The organism is Streptomyces sp. NPDC014764 (genome assembly GCF_043082785.1).
Lineage (GTDB): Bacteria > Actinomycetota > Actinomycetes > Streptomycetales > Streptomycetaceae > Streptomyces > Streptomyces althioticus.
The window spans coordinates 216,323-230,391 of record NZ_JBIBXY010000004.1 but is presented as its reverse complement, the minus strand read 5'-3'; the positions used below and the strand labels follow the sequence as shown (position 1 = coordinate 230,391).

Sequence of the window (14,069 nt, the reverse complement as noted above, 5' to 3'; positions counted from 1 at the left end):
AGACTACCCCCATCTCCGGCCGCACTGTAGCCGGGCACGGGGTGATCTGAGTCGCTGAGGGTTGCCTATGCGGGCGGCCCGTGAAGGCGTCCCGGAGTCGATCGTGTTATTCACGCCAAATCAGTCCATACGCCCCTAACTTATATCCGTGCTCTACGGGATCACCGCGGCCGCCACCGCACTGCTGCTCTCCGCCCTCCTCACCGGGGTGCTGCGGACCCCCGCCCTGCGTCTCGGGATCACCGACCGCAGGCGGCGCCGGCCCCTGCCGCTGTCCGGGGGAGCGGCCGTCGCGCTTGCCACCGTCCTGGTCGCGGGAGGCGCCGACGCCGCCGGTCTGCTGCCCCTCGGGGCCGGGGTCGGCCAGGTGGTCGCGGCCGCCGGCTGCGTCGCCCTGCTCGGGCTGGCCGCCGACCTCCGGCGGCTGCGCTGGTGGGTCACGCCGGCCGGGACGGCGGTCGCGGCGGGCTTCGTCGTGCCGTACGAGGAGACCGGTGCGGCCGCCGGAGCGGCGGCCGTGGTCTGGATCGCGGTCGCGACCACCGCCTTCCGCGGGCTGGACCACGCCGACGGGCTGGCCGGAGCGGTCGGCGCGGTGGGCGCGTTCGGGGTCGCCGCGTGCGCCACGGCCGAGCTGATGGACTCCCTCGCCGCGCTGATGGGCGTGCTGGCCGCCGCGCTCGCCGGGTTCCTGCTGCACAACTGGTTCCCCGCGCGGGCGGGCCTGGGGTCGGCCGGTGCGCTCTTCACCGGATTCCTGCTGGCCTCGTCAGCGGTTTTCGTGCGGGCGGGGCAGGGAATCGGAGCCGGGGCGGCCGTGCTGTACGCGCTGACGGCGATCGCGTGTGCGGACGCGGCCCTGGTGGTACTCGGGCGGCGGCTCGACCGCCGGGCGCTCACCCGTGGGCGCCCCGACCATCTCGGGCACCGGCTGCGGCGGCTGGCCCTCGCGCCCCGCGCGGTGCCGGTGCTGCTGGGCGCCGGGTCCGCGGGAGGGGTGGTCGTCGCGGTGTGCGTGCACACCGGCAGGCTGTCCCCCGGGGCGGTGTGGTGGGTCGCGGCGGCCGCCACGGTGCCCGTCCTGGTGCTCGTGAGGCGTCCCGTCACCCCTGTTTTCCGTCCGCGTCAACGTGTCGCCAGCGCGTCGTCGCAGGTCAGCGAGCAGTTGCGTGTAAGGAGCGGATAAGAGTTGAGTCTGCCTGACTCAGCTCTGTTGACCCGGCGGCGGACGTCATGCATGCTTGAGTCTGTTCCACTCAAGTCAGCTGGAGGAATCGAAATGGCACGTGCGGTCGGCATCGACCTGGGCACGACTAACTCCGTCGTCAGCGTTCTGGAGGGCGGCGAGCCCACCGTCATCACCAACGCCGAGGGCGCCAGGACCACGCCTTCCGTCGTCGCCTTCGCCAAGAACGGTGAGGTGCTGGTCGGCGAGGTGGCCAAGCGCCAGGCCGTGACCAACGTCGACAGGACCATCCGGTCGGTCAAGCGCCACATGGGCACCGACTGGAAGATCAACCTGGACGGCAAGGACTTCAACCCGCAGCAGATCAGCGCCTTCGTGCTGCAGAAGCTGAAGCGGGACGCCGAGGCGTACCTGGGCGAGAAGGTGACCGACGCGGTCATCACCGTCCCGGCGTACTTCAACGACGCCGAGCGCCAGGCCACCAAGGAGGCCGGCGAGATCGCCGGTCTGAACGTGCTGCGCATCGTCAACGAGCCGACGGCCGCCGCCCTGGCGTACGGCCTCGACAAGGACGACCAGACGATCCTCGTCTTCGACCTCGGTGGCGGTACCTTCGACGTCTCCCTCCTGGAGATCGGCGACGGTGTCGTCGAGGTGAAGGCCACCAACGGTGACAACAACCTCGGTGGTGACGACTGGGACCAGCGCGTCGTCGACTACCTGGTCAAGCAGTTCCAGGCCGGTCACGGCGTGGACCTGGGCAAGGACAAGATGGCGCTGCAGCGTCTGCGTGAGGCCGCCGAGAAGGCGAAGATCGAGCTGTCCTCGTCCACCGAGACCTCGATCAACCTCCCGTACATCACCGCCTCCGCCGAGGGCCCCCTGCACCTCGACGAGAAGCTGACCCGCGCCCAGTTCCAGCAGCTGACCGCGGACCTGCTCGAGCGCTGCAAGACGCCGTTCAACAACGTGATCAAGGACGCCGGCATCTCCGTCAGCGAGATCGACCACGTCGTTCTGGTCGGCGGTTCGACCCGTATGCCCGCCGTCGCCGAACTGGTCAGGGACCTGACCGGCGGCAAGGAGGCCAACAAGGGCGTCAACCCGGACGAGGTCGTCTCCATCGGCGCCGCGCTCCAGGCCGGTGTCCTCAAGGGCGAGGTCAAGGACGTCCTCCTGCTCGACGTCACCCCGCTGTCCCTCGGCATCGAGACCAAGGGCGGCATCATGACCAAGCTGATCGAGCGCAACACCACGATCCCGACCAAGCGCTCCGAGATCTTCACGACGGCCGAGGACAACCAGCCGTCGGTGCAGATCCAGGTCTACCAGGGCGAGCGCGAGATCGCGGCGTACAACAAGAAGCTCGGCATGTTCGAGCTGACCGGTCTGCCGCCGGCGCCGCGTGGCGTCCCGCAGATCGAGGTCTCCTTCGACATCGACGCCAACGGCATCATGCACGTCACGGCGAAGGACCTCGGCACCGGCAAGGAGCAGAAGATGACCGTCACCGGCGGCTCTTCGCTCCCGAAGGACGAGGTCGAGCGCATGCGTCAGGAGGCCGAGAAGTACGCGGAGGAGGACCACGCCCGCCGCGAGGCCGCCGAGTCCCGCAACCAGGGCGAGCAGCTCGTCTACCAGACCGAGAAGTTCCTCACGGACAACGCGGACAAGGTGCCCGGCGAGATCAAGACCGAGGTCGAGGCCGCCGTCGCCGAGCTGAAGGAGAAGCTCAAGGGCGAGGACACCGCCGAGATCCGCACGGCCACCGAGAAGGTCGCCGCCGTCTCGCAGAAGCTGGGCCAGGCGATGTACGCCGACGCCCAGGGCGCGCAGGCCGCGGGCGGCTCCTCCGCCGGCGCCGGTGAGGCCAAGGCCGACGACGACGTCGTCGACGCCGAGATCGTCGACGAGGACCGGAAGGACGGTGCGGCGTGACGGAAGAGACCCCGGGCTTCGACGACCAGCAGCCCGATGTCCCTTCCGGCGCACCGTCCGACGACGCCGAGCCGCAGGCCGCCGCTCCCTCTCCCGAGGAAGAGGCGGCCCCGGCCGGGGACACCGAGCAGGACGCCGCTCTGGTGGCCCAGCTGGACCAGACCCGCAGCGCGCTGAACGAGCGCACCGCGGACCTCCAGCGCCTCCAGGCGGAGTTCCAGAACTACCGTCGCCGTGTCGAGCGGGACCGGGCAGCCGTGAAGGAGACCGCCGTGGCGAATCTCCTGACCGAACTGCTCCCGGTGCTCGACGACATCGGCCGGGCACGTGAGCACGGCGAGCTGGTGGGCGGCTTCAAGTCGGTCGCCGAGTCGCTGGAGACCACGGTGGCCAAGCTGGGCCTCCAGCAGTTCGGCAAGGAGGGCGAGCCCTTCGACCCGACGATCCACGAGGCCCTGATGCACTCCTACGCGCCGGACGTCACCGAGACGACGTGCGTGGCGATCCTGCAGCCGGGGTACCGCATCGGCGAGCGCACCATCCGCCCCGCGCGGGTGGCCGTCGCCGAGCCGCAGCCCGGCGCGCAGACGGCTCCGCCGGCCGAGGAGGGCTCCGAGGCGCAGGCCGACGGGGAGAACAAGGAGAGCGGTGGCCCGGAGGAGGGCTGACGTTACAGCTGACGCAGGGAAGGAGGGACGTCGGGGATGAGCACCAAGGACTTCATCGAGAAGGACTACTACAAGGTCCTCGGCGTCCCCAAGGACGCCACCGAGGCCGAGATCAAGAAGGCGTACCGGAAGCTCGCCCGCGAGTACCACCCGGACGCCAACAAGGGGAACACCAAGGCGGAGGAGCGGTTCAAGGAGATCTCCGAGGCGAACGACGTCCTCGGCGACCCCAAGAAGCGCAAGGAGTACGACGAGGCGCGCGCCCTCTTCGGCAACGGCGGGTTCCGCCCGGGGCCGGGCGCGGGCGGCGGTTCCTTCAACTTCGACCTGGGTGACCTCTTCGGAGGTCAGGCCGGCGGCCAGGCGGGCGGCTTCGGCGGCGGCCTCGGTGACGTCTTCGGGGGCCTGTTCAACCGGGGCGGCCCGGGGGCCACCCGGACCCAGCCGCGACGGGGCCAGGACATCGAGTCCGAGGTGACGCTCAGCTTCACCGAGGCCATCGAGGGCGCGACCGTCCCGCTGCGGATGTCGTCGCAGTCGCCCTGCAAGGCCTGTTCGGGCACCGGCGACAAGAACGGCACGCCGCGCGTGTGCCCGACCTGCGTCGGCACCGGACAGGTGGCGCGGGGCTCCGGCGGCGGCTTCTCGCTGACCGACCCCTGCCCGGACTGCAAGGGCCGCGGCCTGATCGCGGAGGAACCCTGCGAGGTCTGCAAGGGCAGCGGGCGGGCCAAGTCCTCGCGGACGATGCAGGTGCGCATCCCCGCGGGGGTCAGCGACGGCCAGCGGATCCGGCTGCGCGGCAAGGGCGCGCCGGGCGAGCGCGGCGGCCCCGCGGGCGACCTGTACGTCGTCGTGCACGTCGGCACCCACCCGGTGTTCGGCCGCAAGGACGACAACCTGACGGTCACGGTGCCGGTGACGTACCCCGAGGCGGCCCTCGGGGGCGAGATCCGGGTCCCGACGCTGGGCGGTCCGCCGGTGACGCTGAAGCTGCCGCCGGGCACACCCAACGGGCGCACCCTGCGCGCCCGCGGCAAGGGCGCGGTCCGCAAGGACGGCACCCGCGGCGATCTGCTGGTCACCGTCGAGGTGAGTGTCCCCAAGGACCTGACGGGGAAGGCTCGTGACGCCCTGGAGGCGTATCGCGAGGCAACCGCGGACCAGGATCCGCGGGCGGAGCTGTTCCAGGCCGCGAAGGGAGCTTGATGCGATGGACGGCCGTCGACGCAACCCGTACGAACTGACCCAGGACACCCCGGTCTACGTCATTTCGGTGGCGGCCCAGCTCTCCGGCCTGCACCCGCAGACGCTGCGTCAGTACGACCGTCTGGGACTCGTGTCGCCGGACCGTACGGCGGGCCGGGGCCGGCGCTACTCGGCCCGTGACATCGAACTGCTCCGTCAGGTGCAGCAGTTGTCACAGGACGAGGGCATCAACCTGGCCGGAATCAAGCGCATCATCGAACTGGAGAACCAGGTCGCCGCGCTCCAGGCCCGTGTGGCCGAACTGGAGGACGCGCTCGACGGCGCGGCGGCGGCCATGCGTCAGCGCGAGGCCGCCGTGCACGCCTCGTACCGTCGTGACCTGGTGCCTTACCAGGAGGTGCAGCAGACCAGCGCGCTCGTGGTCTGGCGTCCCAAGCGTCAGCAGCAGTCCGACTGACGGCGCGCGCAAGCGAAGAGGGGCCCGTGGGTTCGCAGAACCCACGGGCCCCTTCTCTCATCCACGACCACAGCTGTGGCTATGGTATGCCTGCGTGTCCAGGTGATCCCCGCGGCGTGTTCGCAGGACTTTCACGAGTTCAGCGCACCGTGTCGTGTTCATCTCGTTAAGTGGCTGCCTCTTGACGCGGTGGTCGCCGAAGCGTTGGCTTTTCAGTCACATGGGCCGCAAAGCTGTGCCCACGTCCAAAACGCACCTGAAGTGAGCCCTCGCATGCGTCGTATCGCCATATCCGTGGCCGCCGTCTCCATGTCCGTCACGCTCGCCGGCTGCGGCATGCTCGGCGCGACAGGCAGCAGCGACGACGCGACCCCCGCCAAGGGGGACGACATCACGGTGGGCCTGCTCCTCCCGGAGAAGGCCAACACGCGCTACGAGCAGTGGGACTACCCCATGTTCAAGAAGAAGGTGGAGTCGCTCACCGACAACAAGGGCAAGGTCGAGTACGCCAACGCCGAGGCGGACGCGGACAAGCAGGCCGGCCAGATGCAGCGCATGATCGAGAAGAAGGTCGACGTCATCGTGCTGGACGCGGTGGACGCGCACGGCATCGCGGAGAGCGTCTCGAAGGCGAAGGAGGCCGGCATCCCGGTCATCGCCTACGACCGGCTCGCCGAGGGCCCGATCGACGCGTACATCTCCTTCGACAACTCCCTCGTGGGCGAGGTGCAGGGACGCTCACTGCTGGAGGCGATGGGCGGCAACCTGAGCATCACCGACAAGATCGTGATGATGAACGGCTCGTCGACCGACCCCAACGCCAAGCAGTTCAAGGCCGGGGCGCTGTCCGAGCTCAAGGGCAAGGTCACCATCGCCAAGTCCTTCGACACCAAGGACTGGGACCCGAAGAACGCCGAGAAGAACATGAAAGAGGCGATCAGCGAGATCGGCCTCGACAACATCGAGGGTGTGTACTCCGCCAACGACGGCATGGCGGGCGGCATCGTCAAGGCGCTGCGCGCCGCGGGTGTGACCAAGCTGCCGCCCATCACCGGCCAGGACGCGGAACTGGCCGCGGTGCAGCGCATCGTGGCCGGCGAGCAGTACATGAGCGTCTACAAGTCCTACCCCGAAGAGGCGGAGAACGCCGCGGAGATGGCCGTGGCGAAGGTCCAGGGCCGCGGCATCCAGTTCGACGCGCTCACCCGGGACCGTGTCGACAGCCCCACCGAGCAGGACATCCCGGCGCAGCTGGTGCCGGTGGTCGCGCTGACCCAGGACAACCTGGAGGACACCGTCATCGCCGACGGCTTCTACGAGGTGTCCGACATCTGCACCGGCGAGTTCAAGGACGCCTGCGCGGAGATCGGGCTCAAGTAACCCCCGTACGCCTTCGTACGAATCCGGCCACCCGCCGGCCTCCGGGCCGGTGCGGTGGCCGGTCCCGTGTTGCACAGCAGGTTCCGGCCGCGCATAGTTGCGCTCGCGGAAAGACGCTGAACCGGGGGTGGGATGGGCGATGGCCGGGCACGGGGCGGACGAGCATCCGCACGGTGCTGACCGACTGTGCGAGGCCGGGGACCGCGTGTACTCCCGGGCCGTACGGCGCGGACGGCTGCCGCGCCGGGAGGCCGAGCGGGTCCCCTGCCTGATGGAGCTGGCTCTGCTGCACCCCGACCCGGACGACATGGACTGGCTGGTCCCCACCTCCCCGCAGGAGGTCATGACCCGGCTGCTGCGCGGCATGTACGACGAGGTGAGGGCGAGTCAGCGCCGGGTCGGCTCGGCGGTCGCCGCCTTCGAGTGGTACGCCGGTCTCGGCCGCCAGGTGCCGGCGGGCGGGGCCTCGGAGGGCCCCGCGATCCGTGTGCTGGACGGACTGGCACGTATCCAGGCGGCGATGGACGAGGCGACGCAGGCGTGCACCACGGAGGTGCTCACCGTCCAGCCCGGAGGCATCCGGCGCGAGGCCGAGCTGTCGGAGGGCCTGCACCGGGCGATGGCGCTGCGCGGGCGCGGTGTGCGGATGCGGGATCTGTACACCCATGTCGCGCGGCACGGGCACGGGTTGCTCAACTATCTGGAGCTGATGGGCGACGCGGTGGAGGCGCGCACGCTGGACGAGGTCATCGAGCGGCTCATCCTCTTCGACCGCACGGTCGCCTTCATCCCCGCCAACGCCGAGCGCACGATGGCCCTGGAGCTGCGCCACCCGGCGCTGGTGGAGTACCTGGGCACGGTCTTCGAGCGGCTGTGGCGGCTCGCCATCCCGCTGACCGCGCCGCTTCCCGACACGGGCATCGAGGGCATCTCGCACCGCGAGCAGTCCATCGCGGCGCTGCTGGCGGAGGGGCATCAGGACGCGGTCATCGCGGAGCGCCTGGGTATCAGCGTCCGCACCTGCCGCGCCCACATCGCCCGCCTCTCGGAGACGCTGGGCGCGGCGAGCCGCACTCAGCTGGGGGTGCGGATCGCCCAGGCGGGGCTGGACAAGCCCCGGGGCCCCGAGGTCACTCTGTCCGGTCGAGAATCCCGGACTGCCCGATGAGGTAGCCGAGCTGGGCCCGGCTCTGGCTGCCCAGCGTCGCGGCGAGCTTGGCGATGTGGACGCGCGCGGTGCGGATGTTCATGCCCAGCCGGTCGGCGACGACGGCGTCGGTGTGTCCCTCGACCAGCAGCCGTGCGATGGCCCGCTGCCGGGCCGTGACACCGCCCAGGGAGGGCGGCTGGACGGCCTGGGGGTGCATGGGGGTGGCGAGCCGCCAGAAGCGGTCGAACATGTTCACCAGGTAGTCGACGACCGCCGGGTGGCGGATCTCCAGGGCGATGTCGGAGTGGCCCTCGTCGTCCCCGGGGATGAAGGCGACCGTCCGGTCCACGATGATCATGCGGCCGGTGACCTCGTCCAGGGTGCGGGCCTGGGCGTCGCCCCTCAACTGCTCGTACCGGGCGACGACCAGGGGGATGTGCCGCTGCGTGTGCGGGTAGATCACGCGGATCCTGCCGCCCCGGTCGAGGAACTGCTGGTCGCGGACCATGGCGGCGGCCTGGGCGGTCCTCGCGTACTCGGACGTCTGGTAGTTGTTCGGCGGCTGGATGCACAGGACCTCGCGTGTGCCGTCGGCCAGCGCCTGCGCGATGGCGCCGTTGATCCGGTGCAGGCCGCTCAGCAGGGAGAGCGTGGGCGTGCTCGCCTCGCCGCCGGGTCCGCCGCCGGTGCCCATGAGCGCGTGGAAGGTCTCGGCCAGCCACTCCTCACGGCGCCGTTCCGCCGCGATGCGCTCCCCCGAGCGGCGCAGCAGCTGCTGGAGGGCGATGGCGGGGGGCAGCGGCTCCAGGGCGCCCAGGTCGTCCACGGCGGGCCGCAGCAGGCCCAGATCGACCGCGCAGGGCGCCGCCTGCGCCTCGTCCGCGTCGAGCCGCCCCTCACGCAGCGCCCGCTCGTACAGCCCGGTCCCCGCCGGGCACAGCTCGTCCGCCCTGTGCTCCGCGTGCGGCGCGCGGGTCACCGGGGGCCGCCGTCCTGGTCGAGGATGCCGGACTGGGCGATGAGGTAACCCAGTTGGGCGCGGCTGCCGCTGCCGAGGGTCGCGGCCAGCTTGGCTATGTGCGCCCGGCAGGTGCGGACGTTCATGCCGAGCCGGCGCGCGATGGCCTCGTCCACGTGGCCTTCCACCAGGAGTTTCGCGATGGAGTGTTGCACCTCCGTCAGTCCGTCGGGCGCCGGTTCGTAGGGTGCGCCGGCGTTGAGCGACACCGCGCGGGTCCACATGAACTCGAAGACCTTGATGAGGTAGCGCACCAGGCCGGGGTGGCGCAGTTCCAGGGCCACCTGCCGGTCCTCCCGGATGGGGATGAAGGCGACGGTCTCGTCGAGGATGATGAGCCGCTCCACCAGTTCGTCGATGGTCCGGTACTCCACCTTGGCCGTGTCGAAACGCGCCACGTAGGCGAGAGTCTCGGGGCTGTGCCGGGCGGTGTGCTGGTAGAGGGTGCGGATGCGCACCCCGCGCTCGGTCATCTGCTGGTCCCGGTCCAGCGCCTGGGCCAGCGTGTGCTCCAGGCGACGGCCGCCGGGCTGTACGCTCAGCATCTCGGAGCGGCACTGCGAGGTGGCCAGGTCGAGCGCCGCGTTGATCCGGTCGAAGCCCTCCAGCACGGTCATCGAGTTGGTGCTGGTGGTGGCCTGGGCGCTGAGGGCCATGAACGGCTCGAACGCGTCGGCGAGTTCGATCGACATCCGCCGGCGTTCCGTGATCTCGCGCTCCAGCGGGTTGAGCCGCTGGGCCAGCGCCACCGCGGGCGACACCGGCCGCAGCCAGTTGGGGTCGTCCGGATCCGGGTGCAGCAGGGCCAGTTCCATGAGGCAGGGGGCGGGATCCGCGTCGCCGCGCGGAATGCGTCCCGCGCGCAGTGCTTCGCCGTACAGGCGGCTCCCGGCCTCGCACAGTTCGGTCACCGCATGGGGATGTGCGTCATTGGTCCGATTCGTAGTCAAATCTCCACCCCCCAGGGTCCTGAACATGCAGGAACATGATGCACCGATTGTGTGGCCATGACGTGCCCGAATGAGCCATCGTCTTACTTGACGGGGGAAGGGTGACTTTCGAGTGAGGACGAAGCCGACTATGCGCAAGAGAACGCTTCGCTCGGTACTTGTCGCCGCCTTCTCTGCCGTCATGGCCTTCGGAGTACTGAGTGGCCTGGCCGGCGCGGAGGGCGACGTCCGGGCTGACAGCAGCTGGGGAGCGGGTGCGGCAGGGGTGTCCCTGCCGCCGGACAGCAGCTGGGGTCCTGTGGCTCCTCGGACCACAGACGACAGCAGTTGGGGCTGAGAGATGACCACCCCACCAGACGACCGTTCCTTCCGGCGCGAGATGGCGACCGCCTACCGGTCCGGATGGCACTTCATCGACCTGGTCACCGCGATCCCCCACAGCGGTGACTCGTTGATGGTGACCGTCTTCGGTGAGCCCGTGGTCGTCACCCGCGACGAGGACGGCGACGTGCGGGCGTACCGGTGCCTGCGCCGGCCCAGGGGGGCGCCGAAGCCCGTCCGGTGTGCCATCCGGTACGGCATGATCTTTGTGAACCTGGACCAGCGGGACCACCGGCAGGTGGAGCCCGACTCCCGGTCCCCGCGGACCATCTCGGCCACCCCCCGCAGTGCCTGACGCGATTCCCCCGTCGTAACAGATCGCGCAGGTGCTTCCCCCCGCAGCGGCGTCACCGTGACCTGAACACGGTGACGCCGCTGCAGTTTTGGGGGACATTTCCGGGTATCGGCAGGATCGGGTGATGGCCGGAAGCCGCTGCTTTCCGGTGATGATCACACCGCTCCTCACCCGCGCCCCATCGCCCGCGTGAGCGCGATCTCGATGACGACCCGGTCCGGGTTGGGTCCCGGCGTCCGCCCGTACCGCTCCGCGTACCGCTCCACCGCGTCCTGGACGCGCGCCGGTTCCGTGCGCACCCGTGCGCGTCCCTCCAGCGTCGCCCACCGGCCGCCGTCCACCTGGCAGACGGCGACGGGCGCGCCCTCCTCCCCGGCCGCCCGGATGTGGCGGACCTTCGCGCTGGTCCGGTTGGTGATCACCCTTGCCAGCGACTGCTCCGGGTCGTAGGTGACTCCGACGGGTACCAGATGCGGCGTGCCGTCCGGGCGGAGCGTCGTCAGCGTGCACAGGTGCCGCTCGCGCCAGAAGCTGAGATAGGGGGCGTCCGGATCGCCCGGATCGACCGAATACGTGAGGGCCATGCCCGGGAACTTAGCCCTCTGCCTCTCGCGGGGACTACCTTGAGTGGAATAGACTCAAGTTTGTGGACGTTGGCAGAGTCAGCCAGACATACGCCGAGGGTCATCGAAGGGCACCAAGGAGGAGAACGGACACGTGGACGCCGAGCTGACCAACCGGAGCCGGGACGCACTGGGCGCCGCCGGCAACCGGGCCGTGACCGAGGGACACCCCGACCTCACCCCCGCGCACCTGCTGCTCGCCCTGCTCGCCGGGCAGGAGAACGAGAACATCACGGACCTGCTCTCCGAGGTCGACGCCGACCAGGCCGCCGTGCGCGCCGGGGCCGAGCGCGTCCTCGCCGGGCTGCCGAGCGTCACCGGATCGACGGTGGCGCCGCCCCAGCCCAACCGTGAGCTGCTCGCCGTCGTCGCGGACGCGCAGTCCCGCGCGCAGGAGCTGGGCGACGAGTACCTGTCCACCGAGCACCTGCTGATCGGCATCGCTGCCAAGGGCGGGGCCGCAGGGGAGGTACTGTCCCGGCAGGGCGCCACCGCGGACAAGCTGCAGGAGGCCTTCCAGAAGGCGAGGGGGACGCGCCGGGTGACCACTCCCGACCCGGAGGGCCAGTACAAGGCCCTCGAGAAGTTCGGCACCGACCTGACCGCCGCCGCCCGTGAGGGCAGGCTGGACCCCGTCATCGGACGGGACCAGGAGATCCGGCGGGTGGTGCAGGTGCTGAGCCGCCGTACCAAGAACAACCCCGTGCTGATCGGCGAGCCGGGCGTCGGAAAGACCGCCGTCGTCGAGGGCCTCGCCCAGCGGATCGTCAAGGGTGACGTGCCCGAGTCACTGAAGAACAAGCGGCTGGTGGCGCTGGACCTGGGCGCGATGGTCGCGGGCGCCAAGTACCGCGGCGAGTTCGAGGAGCGGCTGAAGACCGTCCTCGCGGAGATCAAGGAGTCCGACGGGCAGGTCGTCACGTTCATCGACGAGCTGCACACCGTGGTGGGCGCCGGCGCCGGCGGCGACTCCGCGATGGACGCGGGCAACATGCTGAAGCCGATGCTCGCGCGCGGCGAGCTGCGCATGGTCGGCGCGACCACGCTCGACGAGTACCGCGAGCGGATCGAGAAGGACCCGGCGCTGGAGCGGCGCTTCCAGCAGGTGCTGGTCGCCGAGCCGTCCGTCGAGGACTCCATCGCGATCCTGCGCGGCCTCAAGGGCCGTTACGAGGCGCACCACAAGGTGCAGATCGCCGACAGCGCGCTCGTCGCCGCCGCGACCCTCTCCGACCGGTACATCACTTCCCGCTTCCTGCCGGACAAGGCCATCGACCTCGTCGACGAGGCGGCCTCCCGGCTGCGCATGGAGATCGACTCCTCGCCCGTCGAGATCGACGAGCTGCAGCGGGTCGTGGACCGGCTGCGGATGGAGGAGCTGGCCATCGGCAAGGAGACGGACCAGGCCTCCAAGGAGCGCCTGGAGAAGCTGCGACGCGACCTCGCCGACAAGGAGGAGGAGCTGCGCGGTCTCACCGCCCGCTGGGAGAAGGAGAAGCAGTCCCTCAACCGGGTCGGTGAGCTGAAGGAGAAGCTGGACGAACTGCGCGGCCAGGCCGAGCGCGCCCAGCGCGACGGCGACTTCGACACCGCGTCCAAGCTGCTCTACGGCGAGATCCCGGCCGTCGAGCGGGACCTGGAGGCCGCTTCGGAGGCCGAGGAAGAGGTCGCGAGGGACACCATGGTCAAGGAGGAGGTCGGCGCGGACGACATCGCCGACGTCGTCGCCTCCTGGACCGGTATTCCGGCAGGCCGTCTGATGGAGGGCGAGACGCAGAAGCTGCTGCGCATGGAGGACGAGATCGGCAAGCGGCTGATCGGGCAGTCCGAGGCCGTGCGCGCCGTCTCCGACGCGGTGCGGCGTTCCCGGGCCGGGGTCTCCGACCCGGACCGGCCCACCGGCTCCTTCCTGTTCCTCGGCCCGACCGGTGTCGGCAAGACCGAGCTGGCCAAGGCGCTCGCGGACTTCCTCTTCGACGACGAGCGGGCGATGGTCCGCATCGACATGTCGGAGTACAGCGAGAAGCACAGCGTCGCCCGTCTGGTCGGCGCGCCCCCCGGCTACGTCGGCTACGAGGAGGGCGGCCAGCTCACCGAGGCGGTGCGGCGCCGGCCGTACAGCGTGGTGCTGCTCGACGAGGTGGAGAAGGCGCACCCGGAGGTCTTCGACATCCTGCTCCAGGTGCTCGACGACGGCCGTCTCACCGACGGCCAGGGCCGCACGGTGGACTTCCGCAACACGATCCTGGTGCTGACGTCCAACCTGGGCAGCCAGTACCTGGTCGACCCGGTCAGCTCCGAGGAGGAGAAGCGGGAGCAGGTGCTGGAGGTGGTCCGGGCGTCGTTCAAGCCGGAGTTCCTCAACCGCCTGGACGACCTGGTCGTCTTCTCCGCGCTGACCAAGGCCGAGCTGGAACGGATCGCGGGGCTCCAGATCGAGGCGCTCGGACGGCGGCTCGCCGAGCGGCGGCTCACGCTGGACATCACGCCCGAGGCGCTCCAGTGGCTGGCCGACGAGGGCATGGACCCGGCGTACGGCGCGCGGCCGCTGCGCCGGCTGGTGCAGACCGCGATCGGTGACCGGCTCGCCAAGGAGATCCTGTCCGGAGAGATCAAGGACGGCGACACGGTCCGGGTGGACCGTTTCGGGGACGAGCTGATCGTCGGCCCCGCCACGGGCAAGACACTCTGAGTCACGATTCCGGTTCCCGGGCCCGACGTGACGTGCGGATCTCCCGCGCGCACGTTGGGCCCGGAGCCTTTCCGGGTACCCCGGAGCTGACCGGATCGAGTCAGCCCTCGGCTGACAGGCCC

The 14,069-nt window shown here is 70.4% G+C and carries 12 protein-coding genes; 9 read left to right on the top strand and 3 right to left on the bottom strand.

Going from position 1 to position 14,069, the window contains the following annotated elements; all coding sequences use genetic code 11:
• Positions 1–148: 148 nt before the first annotated feature.
• The 7 genes from ACF1AG_RS12915 to ACF1AG_RS12885 all read left to right on the top strand — a co-directional run bounded on the left by ACF1AG_RS12915 (position 149) and on the right by ACF1AG_RS12885 (position 8,006).
• Positions 149–1,186: an undecaprenyl/decaprenyl-phosphate alpha-N-acetylglucosaminyl 1-phosphate transferase gene (locus ACF1AG_RS12915; RefSeq protein ID WP_359603494.1), complete on the top strand. Its 1,038-nt coding sequence runs from the start codon at positions 149–151 to the stop codon at positions 1,184–1,186.
• A 93-nt stretch (positions 1,187–1,279) separates the two neighbouring features.
• Complete coding sequence (gene dnaK / locus ACF1AG_RS12910) at positions 1,280–3,124, top strand: molecular chaperone DnaK (RefSeq protein ID WP_359603492.1); 1,845 nt, start codon at positions 1,280–1,282, stop codon at positions 3,122–3,124.
• On the top strand, positions 3,121–3,792 hold the full coding sequence (gene grpE / locus ACF1AG_RS12905; RefSeq protein ID WP_391809738.1) for a nucleotide exchange factor GrpE: 672 nt from the start codon (positions 3,121–3,123) through the stop codon (positions 3,790–3,792). The genes dnaK and grpE overlap by 4 nt, the downstream gene beginning before the upstream one ends.
• A gap of 36 nt (positions 3,793–3,828) precedes the next feature.
• Complete coding sequence (gene dnaJ / locus ACF1AG_RS12900; RefSeq protein WP_391809737.1) at positions 3,829–5,001, top strand: molecular chaperone DnaJ; 1,173 nt, start codon at positions 3,829–3,831, stop codon at positions 4,999–5,001.
• A gap of 4 nt (positions 5,002–5,005) precedes the next feature.
• Positions 5,006–5,458, top strand: coding sequence for a heat shock protein transcriptional repressor HspR (locus tag ACF1AG_RS12895; RefSeq protein ID WP_006134641.1), 453 nt, complete (start codon positions 5,006–5,008; stop codon positions 5,456–5,458).
• Positions 5,459–5,731: 273 nt separating this feature from the next.
• Entirely contained in the window at positions 5,732–6,838 is a 1,107-nt protein-coding gene (locus ACF1AG_RS12890; protein WP_359607084.1) for a substrate-binding domain-containing protein, read from the top strand.
• 139 nt (positions 6,839–6,977) lie between these two features.
• A complete protein-coding gene (locus ACF1AG_RS12885; RefSeq protein ID WP_359607082.1) occupies positions 6,978–8,006 on the top strand; it encodes a helix-turn-helix transcriptional regulator in 1,029 nt (342 codons plus the stop codon).
• Here the strand turns inward: ACF1AG_RS12885 and ACF1AG_RS12880 are convergent.
• Positions 7,969–8,967, bottom strand: a complete 999-nt coding sequence (locus tag ACF1AG_RS12880) for a helix-turn-helix transcriptional regulator (RefSeq protein ID WP_359607080.1) — start codon at positions 8,965–8,967, stop codon at positions 7,969–7,971. The genes ACF1AG_RS12885 and ACF1AG_RS12880 overlap by 38 nt on opposite strands.
• Positions 8,964–9,983: a helix-turn-helix transcriptional regulator gene (locus tag ACF1AG_RS12875; RefSeq protein WP_359607078.1), complete on the bottom strand. Its 1,020-nt coding sequence runs from the start codon at positions 9,981–9,983 to the stop codon at positions 8,964–8,966. The genes ACF1AG_RS12880 and ACF1AG_RS12875 overlap by 4 nt, the downstream gene beginning before the upstream one ends.
• Positions 9,984–10,296: 313 nt before the next feature.
• Between ACF1AG_RS12875 and ACF1AG_RS12870 the strand changes: the two genes are divergently transcribed.
• On the top strand, positions 10,297–10,632 hold the full coding sequence (locus ACF1AG_RS12870) for a hypothetical protein (protein WP_033274792.1): 336 nt from the start codon (positions 10,297–10,299) through the stop codon (positions 10,630–10,632).
• Between the two features lie 167 nt (positions 10,633–10,799).
• On the opposite strand, the gene ACF1AG_RS12865 is transcribed toward ACF1AG_RS12870, so the two are convergent.
• Positions 10,800–11,216 (bottom strand): TIGR03618 family F420-dependent PPOX class oxidoreductase, encoded by a 417-nt coding sequence (locus ACF1AG_RS12865; protein ID WP_359607076.1) that lies wholly within the window; start codon positions 11,214–11,216, stop codon positions 10,800–10,802.
• A gap of 133 nt (positions 11,217–11,349) precedes the next feature.
• On the opposite strand from ACF1AG_RS12865, the gene clpB reads away from it, so the two are divergent.
• Positions 11,350–13,947 (top strand): ATP-dependent chaperone ClpB, encoded by a 2,598-nt coding sequence (gene clpB, locus ACF1AG_RS12860; RefSeq protein WP_359607074.1) that lies wholly within the window; start codon positions 11,350–11,352, stop codon positions 13,945–13,947.
• The last annotated feature ends 122 nt before the right edge of the window (positions 13,948–14,069 follow it).